At 49.5% G+C, this 18,365-nt stretch carries 12 protein-coding genes; 6 read left to right on the forward strand and 6 right to left on the reverse strand.

Annotated features, from left to right (window positions below; translation table 11 throughout):
• Complete coding sequence (mdtF, locus tag A9180_RS08225; RefSeq protein WP_064527781.1) at nucleotides 1-3,114, forward strand: multidrug efflux pump RND permease MdtF; 3,114 nt, start codon at nucleotides 1-3, stop codon at nucleotides 3,112-3,114.
• A 363-nt stretch (nucleotides 3,115-3,477) separates the two neighbouring features.
• Here the strand turns inward: mdtF and gadW are convergent, their stop codons facing one another.
• The 3 genes from gadW to A9180_RS08240 all read right to left on the reverse strand — a co-directional run bounded on the left by gadW (nucleotide 3,478) and on the right by A9180_RS08240 (nucleotide 7,184).
• Nucleotides 3,478-4,206: an acid resistance transcriptional activator GadW gene (gadW, locus tag A9180_RS08230; protein WP_064527783.1), complete on the reverse strand. Its 729-nt coding sequence runs from the start codon at nucleotides 4,204-4,206 to the stop codon at nucleotides 3,478-3,480.
• Nucleotides 4,207-4,573: 367 nt separating this feature from the next.
• Entirely contained in the window at nucleotides 4,574-5,389 is an 816-nt protein-coding gene (gadX, locus tag A9180_RS08235) for a DNA-binding transcriptional regulator GadX (protein ID WP_064528016.1), read from the reverse strand.
• Nucleotides 5,390-5,783: 394 nt separating this feature from the next.
• Nucleotides 5,784-7,184 carry a glutamate decarboxylase gene (locus A9180_RS08240; RefSeq protein ID WP_064527785.1) on the reverse strand — a complete coding sequence of 467 codons (1,401 nt, stop codon included), beginning with the start codon at nucleotides 7,182-7,184 and terminating at the stop codon, nucleotides 5,784-5,786.
• Nucleotides 7,185-7,680: 496 nt separating this feature from the next.
• Between A9180_RS08240 and A9180_RS08245 the strand changes: the two genes are divergently transcribed.
• Nucleotides 7,681-9,330, forward strand: coding sequence for an alpha,alpha-trehalase (locus A9180_RS08245; protein ID WP_064527787.1), 1,650 nt, complete (start codon nucleotides 7,681-7,683; stop codon nucleotides 9,328-9,330).
• 49 nt (nucleotides 9,331-9,379) lie between these two features.
• Here A9180_RS08245 and A9180_RS08250 read toward each other — a convergent pair whose 3' ends face one another.
• Nucleotides 9,380-9,982 (reverse strand): helix-turn-helix transcriptional regulator, encoded by a 603-nt coding sequence (locus tag A9180_RS08250; protein ID WP_064527789.1) that lies wholly within the window; start codon nucleotides 9,980-9,982, stop codon nucleotides 9,380-9,382.
• A gap of 515 nt (nucleotides 9,983-10,497) precedes the next feature.
• Between A9180_RS08250 and A9180_RS08255 the strand changes: the two genes are divergently transcribed.
• The 3 genes from A9180_RS08255 to A9180_RS08265 all read left to right on the forward strand — a co-directional run bounded on the left by A9180_RS08255 (nucleotide 10,498) and on the right by A9180_RS08265 (nucleotide 14,170).
• Nucleotides 10,498-11,397: a LysR family transcriptional regulator gene (locus A9180_RS08255; RefSeq protein ID WP_064528017.1), complete on the forward strand. Its 900-nt coding sequence runs from the start codon at nucleotides 10,498-10,500 to the stop codon at nucleotides 11,395-11,397.
• Nucleotides 11,398-11,445: 48 nt separating this feature from the next.
• Nucleotides 11,446-12,459, forward strand: coding sequence for an inner membrane protein YhjD (yhjD, locus tag A9180_RS08260; RefSeq protein WP_064527791.1), 1,014 nt, complete (start codon nucleotides 11,446-11,448; stop codon nucleotides 12,457-12,459).
• A gap of 388 nt (nucleotides 12,460-12,847) precedes the next feature.
• On the forward strand, nucleotides 12,848-14,170 hold the full coding sequence (locus A9180_RS08265) for an MFS transporter (protein WP_064527793.1): 1,323 nt from the start codon (nucleotides 12,848-12,850) through the stop codon (nucleotides 14,168-14,170).
• 40 nt (nucleotides 14,171-14,210) lie between these two features.
• Here A9180_RS08265 and A9180_RS08270 read toward each other — a convergent pair whose 3' ends face one another.
• Both A9180_RS08270 and pdeH read right to left on the reverse strand, forming a co-directional pair.
• Entirely contained in the window at nucleotides 14,211-16,271 is a 2,061-nt protein-coding gene (locus tag A9180_RS08270) for an AsmA family protein (protein ID WP_064527795.1), read from the reverse strand.
• Between the two features lie 68 nt (nucleotides 16,272-16,339).
• Nucleotides 16,340-17,107, reverse strand: a complete 768-nt coding sequence (gene pdeH, locus A9180_RS08275) for a cyclic-guanylate-specific phosphodiesterase (RefSeq protein WP_064527796.1) — start codon at nucleotides 17,105-17,107, stop codon at nucleotides 16,340-16,342.
• Between the two features lie 231 nt (nucleotides 17,108-17,338).
• On the opposite strand from pdeH, the gene kdgK reads away from it, so the two are divergent.
• Complete coding sequence (kdgK, locus tag A9180_RS08280; RefSeq protein ID WP_064528019.1) at nucleotides 17,339-18,268, forward strand: 2-dehydro-3-deoxygluconokinase; 930 nt, start codon at nucleotides 17,339-17,341, stop codon at nucleotides 18,266-18,268.
• The last annotated feature ends 97 nt before the right edge of the window (nucleotides 18,269-18,365 follow it).

Consider the following 18,365-nt stretch of genomic DNA (forward strand, 5'->3'; position numbering starts at 1 on the left):
ATGGCTAACTATTTTATTGATCGCCCAGTTTTTGCCTGGGTACTTGCCATTATTATGATGCTCGCGGGCGGACTGGCGATCATGAACCTACCCGTTGCGCAATATCCACAAATCGCGCCGCCAACAATTACCATCAGCGCAACCTATCCAGGTGCCGATGCGCAAACGGTAGAAGACTCGGTCACTCAGGTGATTGAGCAAAATATGAATGGGCTGGATGGCTTGATGTATATGTCATCAACCAGCGATGCGGCAGGTAATGCCTCCATCACCCTGACCTTTGAAACGGGAACATCGCCCGATATCGCGCAGGTTCAGGTACAAAATAAACTGCAACTCGCGATGCCTTCATTACCAGAAGCGGTGCAGCAACAAGGGATTAGCGTTAATAAGTCGAGCAGCAACATCCTGATGGTAGCGGCGTTTATCTCTGATAACGGCAGCCTCAACCAGTACGACATCGCGGACTATGTGGCTTCTAATATTAAAGACCCACTCAGCCGTACCGCAGGTGTCGGTAGCGTACAGCTCTTTGGTTCAGAGTACGCCATGCGTATCTGGCTGGACCCGCAAAAACTCAATAAATACAATCTCGTTCCTTCTGATGTTATTTCCCAAATCAAGGTACAGAACAACCAGATTTCCGGCGGTCAACTGGGGGGGATGCCACAGGCGGCAGACCAGCAACTGAACGCCTCAATCATTGTGCAGACGCGCCTACAAACGCCGGAAGAATTTGGCAAAATCCTGCTGAAAGTTCAGCAAGATGGTTCGCAAGTATTGCTGCGCGACGTCGCTCGCGTCGAGCTGGGGGCAGAAGATTATTCCACCGTGGCGCGCTATAACGGCAAACCTGCCGCCGGTATCGCCATCAAACTGGCGACCGGGGCAAATGCGCTGGATACCTCGCGGGCGGTAAAAGCAGAGCTCAACCGCTTATCAGCGTACTTCCCCGCCAGCCTGAAGACGGTTTATCCTTACGACACTACACCGTTTATCCAAATTTCAATTCAGGAAGTTTTCAAAACGCTGGTTGAGGCGATCATCCTCGTCTTCCTGGTCATGTACCTGTTTTTACAAAACATTCGCGCTACGATTATCCCGACTATCGCCGTTCCGGTGGTTATTCTCGGCACATTTGCGATTTTGTCGGCGGTCGGTTTTACCATCAACACTCTCACGATGTTCGGGATGGTGCTGGCAATAGGGTTGCTGGTTGATGATGCCATCGTGGTGGTAGAAAACGTCGAACGTGTGATAGCGGAAGATAAACTGCCGCCGCAAGAAGCGACGCATAAATCGATGGGGCAAATCCAACGCGCGCTGGTCGGGATTGCCGTTGTTCTGTCTGCGGTGTTTATGCCGATGGCCTTTATGAGTGGCGCTACGGGCGAGATTTACCGCCAGTTCTCCATCACGCTGATCTCATCCATGTTGCTTTCGGTGTTTGTGGCAATGAGTCTGACCCCTGCCCTTTGCGCCACCATTCTGAAAGCCGCGCCGGAAGGCGGTCACAAACCGAATGCTTTATTTGCTCGTTTTAACCATCTGTTTGAAAAATCGACCCAGCACTATACCGACAGCACCCGCTCGCTTCTGCGCTGCACGGGCCGCTATATGGTGGTTTACCTGCTGATTTGTGCCGGGATGGCGGTGCTGTTCCTGCGTACGCCGACTTCTTTCTTACCAGAAGAGGATCAGGGGGTCTTTATGACCACCGCGCAGTTACCGTCAGGTTCCACAATGGTTAACACCACGAAAGTGCTGCAACAGGTAACTGATTACTATCTGACAAAAGAGAAAAATAATGTCCAGTCAGTGTTCACCGTTGGTGGCTTCGGTTTTAGCGGCCAGGGGCAAAACAACGGCCTGGCGTTTATCAGCCTGAAGCCGTGGTCTGAACGCGTCGGCGAGGAAAACTCGGTGACCGCAATCATTCAGCGGGCGATGGCGGCTCTGGGCCGCATCAATAAAGCAGTCATTTTCCCGTTCAACTTACCGGCGGTAGCAGAACTGGGGACAGCGTCAGGTTTTGATATGGAACTGCTGGACAACGGCAACCTGGGGCATGAAAAGTTGACCCAGGCGAGAAACGAATTGCTGTCACTGGCAGCACAATCGCCTGACCAGGTAACCGCGGTTCGCCCGAACGGCCTGGAAGATACGCCAATGTTCAAAGTGAACGTCAACGCCGCAAAAGCCGAAGCGATGGGCGTGGAGCTGTCTGATATCAACCAGACCCTCTCTACCGCCTTCGGCAGTAGCTACGTCAACGACTTCCTCAACCAGGGACGGGTGAAAAAAGTGTATGTCCAGGCCGGAACGCCGTTCCGTATGCTACCGGACAACATCAACCAATGGTATGTACGCAACGCCTCCGGCACGATGGCGCCGCTTTCTGCTTATTCTTCAACAGAATGGACCTACGGCTCACCACGTCTGGAACGCTACAACGGTATTCCATCAATGGAGATTTTAGGTGAAGCGGCGGCAGGAAAAAGTACTGGTGACGCAATGAAATTTATGGCGGATCTGGTCGCAAAACTTCCGGCTGGCGTTGGCTACTCATGGACAGGGCTGTCATATCAGGAAGCGTTATCTTCCAACCAGGCACCGGCACTATATGCCATCTCGCTGGTCGTGGTGTTCCTTGCCCTCGCCGCACTTTATGAAAGCTGGTCGATTCCGTTCTCGGTAATGCTGGTCGTACCGCTTGGGGTAATTGGCGCGTTACTGGCTACAGACCTGCGTGGTTTAAGCAATGACGTCTACTTCCAGGTTGGTTTGCTGACCACCATTGGGCTTTCCGCCAAGAACGCCATCCTGATTGTCGAGTTTGCGGTTGAGATGATGCAAAAAGAAGGAAAGTCACCGATGGAAGCGATTATCGAAGCGGCACGGATGCGCTTACGCCCAATCCTGATGACTTCTCTGGCCTTTATTCTCGGCGTGCTGCCACTGGTTATCAGTCATGGCGCAGGTTCCGGTGCGCAAAACGCAGTAGGTACAGGTGTTATGGGGGGGATGTTTGCAGCAACTGTGCTGGCGATTTACTTCGTTCCGGTCTTTTTCGTTGTGGTGGAACATCTCTTTGCCCGCTTTAAAAAAGCGTAACGCGTAAACGAGAGTAAGGTTGAACGTGAGGGTTCAGCCTTACTCTTTTCCGCTAACCACTCGCCACTCAACAACCAGCTTACTGCCAGGAACACCAGACTCAGTAAACAGCATTGAAAGTAGAAGCCGCTCCAACCGTTGGTGATCAATTTAAACAACACGACACTGACCAGAATTCCCGTAATCGTATGAATTGCAAACTTAATAATCCTGAACATGCCGCGTCTTTTCCTCCTGAAAATACGTTTACTGTTTTGCAAACTGCGAAAGCAAACTTGCCGATGGCCCGGCAGAGTTAATGAGGAAAGATTTTCACATGAAGTGTGAGGGAGATCCTGACCGACTTTCGAATGAGAAATCCAGTCAGGAAAAGGTCCCTGTTGACTGTTGTGCAAACTGGTGTGGCGTTATGCCATAATACTGGCGGAAAGTATTAATAAAGTACGACGTACTGCTATAGCCACATTTTTCTGCGATCATCGGCAACGGGATTTGTCGTAACTCGAGTAGTCGCCTGGCCATCGACATTCGTGAAGCCAATAAAATTTTGCTAAAGCAGGTTTTTTCATCCTGCAATTTTTTCTTGATTAAGCTTTCACTGGTATACATTTTTTCGGCGATATCACGCAGATACCAGCGTCTGGCAATATCAAAGCCAATAATGCGTTCAACTTTACCTGAAACAGTACTAATGCTATTAAAAAGGAAGGGAATAAGTTCTTTATTCCGTGAAAACATTGAAAGGCAGGAAAAGTAAAGCATATTACTTAATGTTTTGGACGCAATATCTTCTTGAGCAAAACTATCAAATATCGCAGTGACCAGCGGCATCGGTGGTGTTGGGTTAACTAACAACCGTTTTTTACTATGCAGCCCTAAACACCGACCAGAAGGACGGATATTGTGCAAATAATGGCTAATGACCCTTTCATCGATATCTAGTCTGCGGACGAGGGATTCATCAAAAGGAAAATTCTCCACCATATTTTTGCCCATCAAAAGAATACTCTCTTTTTGTAAAGAGATTTTTTGCTGCTCATGATATATATCAAATGAACAGCGGGTGAGGATCACCGAGCAAACGTGTGCCATGACAAGCCCTTATATTCCATTACTACAACCATTACAATTTCAGTATACAAATGAAATGATGTATGACTCCTGTAAAAAATCAAAACTGCCAAAATTGGTAGGACCAAAAGTAATCACATACATAAGCGCACATATCAGCTAAACCATAAAAAGTAAATGCCTGTGTGATATATCTTAAATTTGTGTATAGCTTATATTTATAAAAAATTGGCTGATCTTATCTCCAGTAAAAGTTATATTTAAACCACTGAGAGCACAAAGTTTCCCGTGCCAACATGGAGTGTTATAACGGCTTATTAGTCTGGAGACGGCAGACTATCCTCTTCCCGGTCCCCTATGCCGGGTTTTTTTTAACTTCAAAAAGCAATTATAACCTTACTATCCTTTCATGGTGACAACACTTTTCTGGTACACAAACATGCATCATCAGATGGTTATCCCCTCCTCTTTCAGCTATTCGTTCATGATACTCTGTCGGTGTCATGCCATAATAATTGCGAAAAACATAAATAAAATACGACACGCTGTTATAGCCACACAACACGGCCACTCTCTTTATAGAAACATTATGTATTACAATGAGTTGTATCGCTCGCCGCATTCTGCATTCGGTAAGCAGTTGTGAATAAGACGTCTCTTCTTCGCGCAATTTTTTCTTTAACAAACTTGGACTCATCAATAACTCGCTGGCTATTTTCGCCAATGACCATTCATGAGCGATATTACGGTTAATGACCGTACAAACCCGCGTTCGCATATTGGGCTGTAAGATATTCATGAGTAGCGGTATAAATTGTTCATCTTCAAGAAAAACCGAAAATATCGCGAATATTAATGCCCTGTTACGTAAAACCTCACCATAGTGGAGATTTTTACTCTGCGAAAGCTGTACAACTTCCTGAAAAACAGGTATATCTCGGGTACAGTGATGAACGATTAACGAAGGAACTTTTTTATAGGCATGAAGATTTAATGCCTCCACCTTGAGCATCGGGAGAAATAATGAAAGTGTTTCCCTCGTGACAAAGACTACGTTCTCTGCACATTTATCAACTAAAATCTGGTTTGCATCCGCAAAAACCAAATCACCACTGTTAAAACAGCGACATTCACCACTCTGCATGGTGAGAATATATTTATGCTTTGCGTACGCAATTAAACAAGTTCCATGTAGTGATTGCATCATTAATACACTATAACAAAAACATATTATTGTATTTAATGTAGCACGCAAACACCCTAAGTCAAATCGATACTTAAACAAAGCTTAACCGAAAAAAAGAATAGCATCCTAAGTGGCTAGAAGCATTGTTCCAGAACACTTATTTTTCAATCTATTAGAGCAAAAATGAACAATAATAACGGATATGAATAATAGCTCATGCATCCAGCTATAATTCGCACAGATTTTAATTTACATTTCAAATTATTCAATTATATGAATTCCCCAAAAACAAAAAAAATGATCAGAATTAGCATTCTGATCATTACGCCACGGCTCTTATTTATAGGATATATTTCTTTACCATGAAGGCATTAAGCCTGCATGCTCAGAGCATGCAGGTGACATCCTGTTATCAGGTATGTTTAAAGCTGTTCTGCTGGGCAATACCCTGCAGTTTCGGGTGATCGCTGAGATATTTCAGGGAGGCTTTGTAGTCTTCCAGTAACAGTTCAGCGAAGTCCATTTCGAAGCCGCGACGGCACATAATGCGCATTACCACGATGTCGGTGGCTTCACCGCCGAGGGTAAATGCCGGCACCTGCCAGCCGCGCAGGCGCAGACGTTCAGAGAGGTCATACAGGGTGTATCCTGGATTTTCCCCGTCTTTCAGTTTGAAGCACACCGCCGGGATACCTTCATCCGGGCGCCCCGTACAGATGAACTCATACGGCCCCAGTTTGGCGATTTCATCCGCCAGATAAGTGGCGACCTGGTAAGAGGCGTTCTGTACTTTGGTATAACCTTCACGACCGAGGCGCAGGAATTCATAGTACTGTGCAATCACCTGGCCCGCCGGGCGGGAGAAGTTGATGGCGAAAGTACCAATCTGACCGCCGAGATAGTCAACGTTGAATACCAGTTCTTTCGGCAGCGCCTCTTCGTCACGCCAGATAACCCAGCCGCAGCCCAGCGGAGCCAGACCGAATTTATGGCCTGAAGCACTGATGGATTTCACGCGCGGCAGGCGGAAGTCCCAGACAATATCCGGTGCCACGAATGGCGCAAGGAAGCCACCACTGGCGGCGTCGATGTGCATGTCGATGTCGATACCGGTATCCGCCTGGAATTTATCCAGCGCATCGTGTAGCGGTTGCGGGAACTCATAGTTACCCGTGTAGGTCACGCCGAAAGTCGGCACCACGCCGATGGTGTTTTCGTCGCAGGCCTCAATCATGCGTTTCGGATCCATAAATAGCTGGCCGGGGCGCATAGGGATCTCGCGCAGCTCAACATCCCAGTAGCGGGCGAATTTATGCCAGCAGATTTGCACCGGCCCACAGACCAGGTTTGGTTTATTGGTCGGCTTACCTGCGGCTTCCATTCGTTTGCGCCAACGCCATTTCATCGCCATCCCGCCGAGCATACAGGCCTCGGAAGAACCAATGGTGTTGGTGCCAACGGCCTGGCCGTTTTTCGGTGCAGGCGCATGCCACAGGTCAGCAACCATGTTTACACAGCGCAGGTCGATAGCTGCGGATTGTGGATATTCTTCTTTGTCGATCCAGTTTTTATTGATCGACAGGTCCATCAATTTATGGACATTTTCGTCGTCCCAGGTCTGGCAAAAAGTTGCCAGGTTCTGACGAGCGTTACCGTCGAGAAATAATTCATCATTGATAATTTGAAATGCGACATCATCGCGCATTTCATGCAGCGGAAAACGTTTAGATTCCGCGATAGTAGAAATTGCCTTTGCGCCAAAACGCGAGTCGAGTAGTTCTGAGCGGAAATCCGTTAACAGCTTCTGGTCCATTTCGAACTCCTTAATTTTATTTGAAGGCAATAAAAAAGTAGGATTTATCTGGAATGGGTGCAAGGAGTTACGGGTATAATTTAAATAACAAAATCCTAAGCATAAATTGATTTATTTATATAATAAGAAAACACCAATAATATTAATACCAGAAATCACCGGATTAAGTTTAAATATATAATCAAGTAATTCCTGTTATTTATTTTAATTACCGAAAAGGATTTACTTCCTTCGGTATTTTTCCACAGATAACCGTTACTCGTATTTGTAACAACAACGATGCTCTTGCTTTTATCATGAAGTGCGTGAATATTCCGAAAATGAAAATTTGCAGAAAAACGTTTATCACTCATTCTCCTTATATATTAACGAGTTATATTTTTGACACATTAATAAACGTGATCTGCCGCACACTTTGCCCCCATCGACCGCAGCGAATGACTACTCTTAAAGGAAAGCCCGATAATTAGAGACGAATTTCGGAGGTCGGATCCTTATGCTCAATCAGAAAATTCAAAACATTAATCCAGATGAACTGATGATCGAAGTCGATCTCTGCTATGAGCTGGATCCGTATGAATTAAAACTGGATGAGATGATGGAGGCAGAGCCAGAACCCGAGATGATTGAGGGGCTACCCGCCTCTGATGCGCTGACCCCTGCCGATCGTTATCTCGAACTGTTCGAGCATGTCCAGTCGGCGAAAATTTTCCCTGACAGCAAAACCTTCCCCGACTGCGCCCCCAAAATGGACCCGCTGGATATCTTAATCCGCTATCGTAAAGTGCGCCGTCATCGCGATTTCGACTTACGCCAGTTTGTTGAAAAGCACTTCTGGCTGCCGGAAGTCTGCTCCAGCGAGTATGTATCAGACCCGCAAAACTCACTGAAAGAGCATATCGACCAACTATGGCCGGTGTTAACCCGCGAACCCCAGGATCATATCCCCTGGTCCTCTCTGCTGGCGCTGCCGCAATCGTACATTGTACCGGGGGGCCGTTTTAGCGAAACCTACTACTGGGATTCCTATTTCACCATGTTGGGGCTGGCGGAGAGCGGGCGTGAGGATTTACTGAAATGCATGGCCGATAACTTCGCCTGGATGATAGAAAACTATGGTCACATCCCCAACGGCAACCGCACCTATTATTTGAGCCGCTCACAGCCACCGGTTTTTGCGTTGATGGTGGAGCTGTTTGAAGAAGATGGTGTGCGCGGCGTGCGCCGTTACCTTGATCATCTAAAAATGGAATATGCCTTCTGGATGGACGGCTCGGAATCACTGATTCCGAATCAGGCCTATCGCCATGTGGTGCGGATGCCGGACGGCGCCCTGCTAAACCGTTATTGGGATGACCGCGACACGCCGCGTGATGAATCCTGGCTGGAAGATGTGGAAACCGCGAAGCACTCCGGTCGTCCGCCTAACGAGGTGTATCGCGATTTACGCGCAGGTGCCGCTTCTGGCTGGGATTACTCATCACGCTGGCTACGTGACGCGGGCCGTCTGGCAAGCATTCGCACGACCCAATTCATCCCCATCGACCTTAATGCTTTCCTGTTTAAACTGGAGAGCGCCATTGCCAACATCTCAGCACTGAAAGGTGAGAAAGAGACGGAAACGCTGTTCCGTCAGAAAGCCAACGCCCGTCGCGATGCAGTCAACCGCTATCTCTGGGATGATGAAAACGGCATCTACCGTGATTACGACTGGCGGCGCGAGCAGTTAGCCCTCTTTTCCGCTGCCGCTATTGTGCCGTTATACGTGGGCATGGCGAATCACGAACAGGCAGACCGCCTGGCAAACGCCGTACGTAGCCGTTTACTGACGCCGGGTGGAATTCTGGCGAGCGAGTATGAAACCGGAGAACAGTGGGATAAACCCAACGGCTGGGCGCCATTGCAATGGATGGCGATTCAGGGATTTAAAATGTACGGCGATGACCATCTGGGTGATGAAATCGCGCGTAGCTGGCTGAAGACAGTGAACCAGTTTTACCTGGAGCACCACAAACTGATCGAGAAATACCATATTGCCGATGGCATTTCCCGTGAGGGCGGCGGGGGCGAATATCCGCTGCAGGATGGATTTGGCTGGACCAACGGTGTGGTACGGCGCCTGATTGGTTTGTACGGCGAACCGTAATATTTTACAGCCAGCCACTAACAACCTGCTGGCTATAAAATTACCCTCTTCAGGAGGCGATATTTAACATCATCGCCGCCTGAGTGCGGTTTTTCACTTCCAGACGGCGGTAAAGCGATTCCAGATGCGCTTTAACCGTTCCGGTACTGATATTTAACGCCCTGCCGATCTCTTTATTTGATTCACCTGCCGCCAGCATAGTTAAAATTTCCCGCTGGCGGGCACTTAGCGATTTGAGGTCTTTTGTGTCTTTTTCCGGTGTAGTTCGCCAGTCTCCGGGCAGAAACATCATTCCCATCGCCGCGCTATTTACCGCCAACGCAAACGTCTCTACGGCTGAATCACGCGGTACAATTGCCATCACATTAAAATGGATAACTTCCTGTAACCATCGTTTGCTGCAATCTGTCGCCGTTATCAACACTTTAACATCAGGAAATTGCACTACGGTTTTTTGCAGTAACCAATAGCAAAACTCACCATCCTGATCACCATCAAGCATGACTAAGGCTTCAGGGGAGCTTTCCAGCTTTTGCCACAGTTCATCTGCCTGATCGACGCCCTGAATACTCACTCCAGGAATACGCTGCTGTAAGCTGATTTTCATTCCGTGAATAAATATTGACTGCCTGTCAAACATGATTATATGCATTACTGAATCTCCACCTGGATACGTTAAAACTCTTAAGTAGGGGAAGGGTATTACCCGAGAGGCAAAATAAGAATTCGCCATTTGGCGGTGGCCATTCTACAGATATGCAATGTGGAAAATAGTTACCGATATAAATAGTTACAGCTGACGGCCTGAAATTACATGTCGAGGGCATTATTTAAAACATTTTTGAGGATATCCTTATATCTTCGTCTGCCAGGCATTCAAATAAACCATGATTTTCGCGAGAGCTGGCTAAATACCTGACCGCAAAACGATTAAATTGCGCACGAATAGCCAATACTACATTTACTATTTTGCAGGAAATTGCTGAAAAGACAGTCTTTCAAACGTTAATTTTCCTTTTCCATGCAGCTAATCAGACATTTCCTTCTAAAAAATACCTGTATTAATCATTACTACATTGTGAAACCTTGCATTAGATGCTAGAAAAAACAATAAATAATGCGATATACGCGCTACTGTTTCGCTGTGAACAACAATCGGCCAAAGAAATGGATAAAATTCACGCAATGCAGTTGTTCATTAAGGTCGCAGAGCTGGAAAGTTTTTCCCGCGCAGCGGATTTCTTTGCTCTGCCAAAGGGAAGTGTTTCACGCCAGATACAGGCGCTGGAACATCAGCTTGGCACCCAGTTGCTGCAGCGCACTACGCGGCGGGTCAAACTTACCCCCGACGGCATGACCTATTACCAACGAGCGAAAGATGTGTTGAGTAATCTCAACGAACTGGACGGCCTGTTTCAGCAGGATACCACCAGCATCAGCGGCAAATTACGCGTCGATATCCCGCTCGGAATTGCGAAAAACCTGTTGCTGCCGCGCCTGCCAGAATTTCTTCATCAGTACCCAGGGATTGAACTGGAATTAACTAGCAGTGACCGGGCGATTGATATTCTTCGTGATGGCTATGATTGCGTGATACGCACGGGCTCGTTGCACGACGAGGGTATTATTACCCGCCCCCTCGGCAAACTGACGATGATCAACTGTGCCAGCCCGCACTATCTGACGCGTTTTGGTTATCCGCAAAGTGTGGACGATCTGACTTCGCACGCGGTGGTGCATTACACGCCGCATTTGGGCGCGCATCCATTAGGTTTTGAGGTTGCCACCAGTAATGGCGTCCAGTGGTTTAAGTCCGGTGGCATGTTGACGGTAAACAGTAGCGAAACCTATCTCGCCGCTGGCCTGGCGGGTCTGGGAATCATTCAGATCCCCCGCGTCGCCGTACGCGAAGCCCTACGCGCCGGGCGGCTTATTGAAGTGTTGCCCAACTACCGCGCCGAGCCGCTATCCATTTCTCTGGTTTATCCCCAGCGTCGGGAGCTTTCCCGCCGTGTAAATCTGTTTATGCAGTGGCTGGCTGGCGTAATAAAAGAGCACCTGGACTGACCGACTATACTTTTAAAGACAGACAACGACAGAAGGACTAAAGAGCGGATGACGCAGGAAAACGAGATCAAACGTCCCACCCAGGAACTGGAACACGAGCCGATTAAACATCTGGATAATAGCGATAAAGGCAGCAAAGTCAGTCAGGCACTGGAAACCGTCACCACCACTGCCGAGAAAATCCAACGTCAACCAATCATCGCGCACCTGATACGCGCGACAGAACGCTTTAACGATCGGCTGGGTAACCAGTTTGGTGCGGCTATCACCTATTTCTCGTTTTTATCGATGATCCCGATTTTAATGGTGTCATTTGCCGCAGGGGGTTTCGTGCTGGCATCCCATCCCATGCTATTGCAGGATATCTTCGACAAAATTCTGCAAAACATCAGCGATCCGACGCTGGCGGCCACATTGAAAAACACCATCAACACCGCCGTTCAACAGCGTACTACCGTAGGGCTTGTCGGCCTGGCGGTGGCGCTTTATTCCGGGATTAACTGGATGGGAAATTTGCGTGAAGCAATTCGCGCCCAATCGCGCGATGTCTGGGAACGTTCGCCGCAAGATCAAGAGAAGTTCTGGGTTAAATATCTGCGTGACTTTATTTCGCTGATTGGTTTGTTGATTGCGCTGATTGTGACGCTCTCGATCACCTCCGTTGCCGGTTCTGCGCAACAAATGATTATTAGCGCGCTGCACCTTAATAGCATTGAGTGGCTGAAACCAACGTGGCGGTTGATTGGCCTGGGAATTTCTATCTTTGCCAACTATCTGCTTTTCTTCTGGATCTTCTGGCGGTTGCCGCGCCACCGCCCGCGTAGAAAGGCGCTGATTCGCGGGACATTCCTTGCGGCGATTGGTTTTGAAGTGATTAAAATCGTGATGACGTATACCCTGCCGTCGTTGATGAAATCCCCCTCTGGCGCGGCATTTGGTTCCGTACTGGGGCTGATGGCGTTTTTTTACTTCTTTGCCCGTCTGGCGCTGTTTTGTGCGGCGTGGATTGCCACCGCCGAATATAAAGACGACCCGCGAATGCCGGGGAAAACACAGCATTAAAATATGCCGCATGCGGCGTAAACGCCTTGTCCGGCCTACGAATTTATTCGACCTGGCTCCCCCTGGCCGGATAAGCCCCTGTAGGTCGGATAAGACGCGCAAGCGTCGCATCCGACACCGGCATCAAAACCATCAACCGGGTATTTTACTACCCCTCCTTACCATATCAGCATATAAATCCAGTTAGTAACTTTTATTTAACCTTAAACCAGTTTTATTCACCATTTATGAAATTGTGTGAAGCATTTCATAGAAGAAAAATCACTGGCCTAAACATTATCCCCTTTTTGCCTGGTTTTTGAACATTTCCGCGATTTGTTACACATTGAAATATCACTTTTGCTGTGCGTAATATGGCTATTCGTTAGCCAAAAAATAAGAAAAGATTATGCAAGCAACAGCCACAACACTCGACAACGAGCAAGAATACACGCCGATAAACTCGCGTAATAAAGTCCTCGTCGCCTCCCTCATTGGCACGGCCATTGAGTTCTTCGACTTCTACATTTACGCCACTGCGGCCGTTATTGTGTTCCCGCATATCTTCTTCCCGCAGGGCGATCCCGCAGCGGCGACCCTACAATCGCTTGCCACCTTCGCCATTGCCTTCGTCGCGCGCCCCATCGGCTCTGCCGTATTTGGTCATTTCGGCGATCGCGTTGGGCGTAAAGCGACGCTGGTCGCCTCTTTGCTAACGATGGGGATTTCGACGGTGGTGATTGGTCTGCTGCCGGGCTATGCCACGATTGGTATTTTCGCCCCGCTGCTGCTGGCGCTGGCTCGATTTGGTCAGGGTCTGGGATTAGGCGGTGAATGGGGTGGCGCAGCGCTGCTGGCAACCGAGAACGCACCACCGCGTAAACGTGCCCTGTATGGTTCCTTCCCACAACTGGGCGCACCGATAGGCTTCTTCTTTGCCAACGGCACTTTTCTGCTGCTTTCCTGGCTGCTGACCGACGAGCAGTTTATGAGCTGGGGCTGGCGCGTGCCGTTTATCTTCTCGGCGGTGCTGGTAATTATCGGTCTGTATGTTCGCGTGTCGCTGCATGAGTCGCCAGTGTTTGAAAAAGTCGCAAAAGCGAAAAAGCAGGTGAAGATCCCGCTGGGTACGCTGCTGACCAAACACGTACGCGTCACGGTACTGGGCACCTTTATCATGCTGGCGACCTACACGCTGTTTTACATCATGACTGTCTACTCAATGACCTTCAGTACCGCCGCCGCGCCAGTTGGGCTTGGCCTGCCGCGTAATGAAGTGCTGTGGATGCTGATGATGGCCGTGATTGGTTTTGGCGTGATGGTGCCGGTAGCCGGATTGCTGGCTGATGCCTTTGGGCGTCGTAAAAGCATGGTGATCATCACGACGCTTATCATCCTGTTCGCGCTGTTCGCCTTTAATCCACTGCTTGGTTCTGGCAATCCGATTCTGGTTTTTGCTTTCCTGCTGCTGGGGTTAAGCCTGATGGGGCTGACCTTTGGACCGATGGGCGCACTGCTGCCAGAGCTGTTCCCGACAGAAGTACGTTATACCGGGGCGTCGTTCTCTTATAACGTATCGTCGATTCTCGGAGCTTCCGTTGCGCCATATATCGCGGCCTGGTTGCAGACTAACTACGGGTTAGGTGCGGTAGGGTTATATCTGGCGGCAATGGCTGGCTTGACGTTAATCGCCCTGCTGCTGACCCATGAGACGCGACATCAGTCGTTGTAATCTGTTTAATTGCCGGATGCCAGATATCCGGCAATTTCCATCACTTCTTCATCTGCGACAAAATGGTCCGGCACTGATTAGCCTCCCCTTCGGAAGGCGAGATCAGCGCCAGTAACGCCGCCGCAGGCGTCACCAGCGTTGCCAGTGCCGCCGCAACAGCACCTCGGGCAATCAACGGCCCAGCTTTCACCCCAGCCTGCGGATTTTTAAACGTCCCACGCACATACAGTGGCGAACGCAGCGTGATTATCCGAATCCCTTTACTCTCAGGATCAATAGTCAAATCCAGCTGTTCCGAAGCAAAACTTGCCGTGCCGGTAACATTAATCAACGCGTTCTCAGTATCAAAAGCAAAAATCTGCGGACGCGCCACGCCGTTAGCAATATTCAGATTTGCTGCCGCGCAGTTCACCCGCACCTCATCATCACCGAAAATCGCACCGACAATGTAGTTACCAACATTCAGCCCGACAATCTCCATCAGGTTACGGCTCACCAGCCCGTCATTCATCAACAGTTTCAGGTTACCGTTACTGTTCCCCAAAAGCGCCGCCACTGAGTTACCGCTACCACGTAGTTCCGCGTCACCGTTCATTTCCCCCAGCGTTTTTTGCATCAGTTCCACATCTGGCATCAGCTCTTTCAGTTTCAGCCGACGGGCCTGAATATCTGCCCGCCCCTGCATCGGTTTTTTATCGCCGTCCAGGTGGATGTTCGCTGCAATGCTGCCGCCCGCCATACCAAATTTCAGCGGTTGCAGACGCAGGTCAGCGTTTTTGAGGATGATATGGGTTGAAAGATCACTAATCGGCAGGCTGCTGCCATGCTCGATACGACGGCCTTTGAATCGAACATCAGCATCCATGACGTCCCATTTATCGGTTTCGAAGCGGTCATACGGCAGCACTTTTCCCGCAGGCTGAACGTTTTTCTCGCCCTTCTTCTGTTCAGACCGTTTCGACTTTTCCGCCCCTTTCCCGGAATCAACGCCAATCAACGGCCCTAAATCTGCCAACCGCAATTGCCGCGACTCGACGTCACCTTCCAGTTTTGGCCGTGGCTTGCCGGTGGTATAGACCAGAGAACCGTGAATGTCGCTATCACCAATACGCCCGTTAAAGCCACGATAATCAAAGACCGACGATTTTTCCGTGTCGATTTTCGCAACCAGCCGACCATCGGTTTCAAACGGTGGGGTATCGGGCAGCAGAACGCCTGTCAGTTCATAGAGTTCACCCAACGAATCACCGGAAAATTTAAGCCGTAAATCGACGCCCCCCATTTTCATAGGGTCATTCACTACGCCATCAAAGGCGATACGAGTATTACCGGAACGAAAATCAGCTTGCACCGGAAACGGTGTCCCTTCGCCACGCAGCGCCAGCATACCGCCAATTTTACCCGTGCCAGTGAGCGATTCACCGTTATAGCGCCCCTGCGCCTTCAGGCCAAAAACGTAATCGCCCACCTTTTCTTTCTCGTTCTTACCTTTCGATCCGCTGACTTCACTGAACGGTAACGGCTTGCCTAATGGATCAACAAAAATTTCCAGATCCGCTTTGCTGATTTTGTCATCAATGGCGATCCGCCCTTGATCGAACAGAATATTATCCAGCCGAAACGACCACGCCGACGGCTTTGCATCCGCGTCTTTGTTGTCATCGCTGGCGAGATTAAACGTCCAGTTGTTGTTCTTTTCTGAGAGGCGAATGAGGCGTGCGTCGGGCTTTTCCAGTTTGATCCACGGCAGCCAGACCGTTTTGGTCAGTAGCGCCAGAGGGGCCAGCGTTGCTTCTACCCGTGGCAAATGCACCATTGTGACTTCGGGAATGTCTGGCGGGTTGCCGAGAATGATGTCCTCTGCATGTACATGGGGCCACGGTACCCAGTTGCGCCAGCCGGTTTCCTGTTTCTGCCGCTCCCACACCACGCCCAGATCGCCACGAATAGCGAACGGACGATTCAGCTCCGCAGAGACTTTCTGATTGATGGTCGGTTTGAGTCGATTCCAGTCAAAAGTCGCAATCAAAATGATCGCCACGACGAGCAACAACAAGAAAGCCCCTGAAATCGCGGCGGTTATTTTGCCTGCCTTGCTCATAGTTCGCTTCCTCATATTCTTCCTGGGCCAGTCCTAAAGATAGTCCAGCCAGGCGGAAAATGAGGCGGCTACACCACCAGAGCCACCGTATCCAGCGTTTCTATCGGTGCCGGACGCGAAAGAAACCAGCCTTGTGCGGCGAATGCGGGAGAGTTCTGTACATCACGCCACTCCTCCTGCGTTTCTACACCTTCGACGATTACTCCGCGACAATAGCGATTCATCAAATGCAAAAGCTGCGAAAAGAGCGTACGGCCTTCCGGCGACTGGCGCAGCATCACAAACAGTTCGCGAGCGATTTTAATGTAGTCATAACGGACTTCACTTAGCGCGGAGAAATTTGCCATCCCGGTGCCAAAATCATCAAGCCATAGCGGACCAAATTCGCACATCGAGGCAAAGGTTGAATCTTTCGGCAGGCGGATATGTTCTACCAGTTCAAAACGCAGCCAGGGAAGGCGGTCAATCTGGCGCAAAATTTCCGGCTGCTGACGTAGGGCGAGAAGTGTCGGACCATCAATATTAACCGATGCCAGCAGGCCATGTTCAACAAAGAACACGGCTTTTTGCGCCAGCAAATCAATCTGTTCTTTCACCACATCCATACGATGTCTGATAGTGATTTCAGCAAAATAACGATCCGGCGGCAGTCGTTGCGAAGGGGCCTCAGGATGAGTAACGACCGTTAATAGCTCCACGGCCATCAACCGACCGGATGTCTGATAAATCGGTTGCCAGGTGTAAGCACGTTCACACTGCAACCAAAAGCGTCGTTCCTGCAAGCTTTCAATACTTGCTTCAGGATGGCTTATTCGCTGAATAACCTGCCTTATCATCGAAGATGTCCTGTATTTAAAAGTGATGCTGCCCGGACTCGACAAATGTTATCGGCGCACAACGCCAGAACTTTACCGCCCGAAGCGGCTAAATTTGCCCGTCCTGTGGCGAAATCTTCCAGGAATACGTTCTGGCTCAAAAAAATAATGGAACAGTGTTTTAATATAGTTGACCAGCAAACCACCACAGCGCAAACTAACGCTAATTTTTTACAGATCAGGTTCACGACTATGTCCAAAAAGATTGCCGTGATTGGCGAATGCATGATTGAGCTTTCCGAGAAAGGCGCAGACGTTAAGCGCGGTTTCGGCGGCGATACCCTGAACACCTCCGTTTACATCGCCCGTCAGGTCGACTCTACGGCATTAACAGTTCATTACGTGACTGCGCTGGGAACGGACAGTTTTAGTCAGCAGATGTTGGACGCCTGGCACGGCGAGAACGTCGATACGTCCCTGACCCAACGGATGGAAAACCGCCTGCCGGGTCTTTACTACATTGAAACCGATGACACTGGCGAACGTACATTTTACTACTGGCGTAACGAAGCAGCGGCCAAATTCTGGCTGGAGAGCGAGCAGTCAGCGGCGATTTGTGCAGAGCTGGCGAAATTCGATTATCTCTACCTTAGCGGGATTAGCCTGGCGATTTTAAGCCCAACCAGCCGCGAGAAGCTGCTTGCTCTGCTGCGCGAATGCCGCGCCAATGGCGGAAAAGTGATTTTCGACAATAACTACCGTCCGCGCCTGTGGGCCAGCAAAGAAGAGACGCAGCAGGTGTATCAGCGAATGCTGGAATGCACAGATATCGCCTTCCTGACGCTGGACGATGAAGACGCACTGTGGGGTCAACAGCCGGTGGAAGACGTTATTGCGCGTACCCATAAAGCGGGCGTGAAAGAAGTGGTGGTAAAACGCGGGGCGGATTCTTGCCTGGTTTCTATTGAAGGCGAAGGGTTAGTGGATGTCCCAGCGGTGAAACTGCCGAAAGAAAAAGTGATCGACACCACCGCTGCGGGTGACTCTTTCAGCGCCGGTTATCTGGCGGTACGCCTGACCGGGGGAAGTGCAGAAGAAGCGGCAAAACGCGGACATTTGACTGCAAGTACCGTTATTCAGTATCGCGGCGCGATTATCCCGCGTGAGGCGATGCCAGCGTAAAAACGGCCTATGAAAAAAGCTGGATAGCGTGTTAGTCCTCTATCCAGCTCTTCCATAACGCCTGATGATTGTGCTAACTCATCACCATCAGGCAGAT

Origin of the sequence: Escherichia sp. B1147, assembly GCF_001660175.1 — a bacterium.
In the GTDB taxonomy this organism is placed as follows: Bacteria; Pseudomonadota; Gammaproteobacteria; order Enterobacterales; family Enterobacteriaceae; genus Escherichia; species Escherichia whittamii.

Excerpts from the sequence above, each read along its gene's own strand:
- A9180_RS08265 (WP_064527793.1), top strand. The coding sequence starts at position 12,848 with ATGCAAGCAACAGCCACAACACTCGACAACGAGCAAGAATACACGCCG.
- mdtF (WP_064527781.1), top strand. The coding sequence starts at position 1 with ATGGCTAACTATTTTATTGATCGCCCAGTTTTTGCCTGGGTACTTGCC.
- A9180_RS08255 (WP_064528017.1), top strand. The coding sequence starts at position 10,498 with ATGGATAAAATTCACGCAATGCAGTTGTTCATTAAGGTCGCAGAGCTG.
- A9180_RS08270 (WP_064527795.1), bottom strand. The coding sequence starts at position 16,271 with ATGAGCAAGGCAGGCAAAATAACCGCCGCGATTTCAGGGGCTTTCTTG.
- pdeH (WP_064527796.1), bottom strand. The coding sequence starts at position 17,107 with ATGATAAGGCAGGTTATTCAGCGAATAAGCCATCCTGAAGCAAGTATT.
- gadW (WP_064527783.1), bottom strand. The coding sequence starts at position 4,206 with ATGGCACACGTTTGCTCGGTGATCCTCACCCGCTGTTCATTTGATATA.
- A9180_RS08245 (WP_064527787.1), top strand. The coding sequence starts at position 7,681 with ATGCTCAATCAGAAAATTCAAAACATTAATCCAGATGAACTGATGATC.
- yhjD (WP_064527791.1), top strand. The coding sequence starts at position 11,446 with ATGACGCAGGAAAACGAGATCAAACGTCCCACCCAGGAACTGGAACAC.
- kdgK (WP_064528019.1), top strand. The coding sequence starts at position 17,339 with ATGTCCAAAAAGATTGCCGTGATTGGCGAATGCATGATTGAGCTTTCC.
- A9180_RS08240 (WP_064527785.1), bottom strand. The coding sequence starts at position 7,184 with ATGGACCAGAAGCTGTTAACGGATTTCCGCTCAGAACTACTCGACTCG.
- A9180_RS08250 (WP_064527789.1), bottom strand. The coding sequence starts at position 9,982 with ATGCATATAATCATGTTTGACAGGCAGTCAATATTTATTCACGGAATG.
- gadX (WP_064528016.1), bottom strand. The coding sequence starts at position 5,389 with ATGCAATCACTACATGGAACTTGTTTAATTGCGTACGCAAAGCATAAA.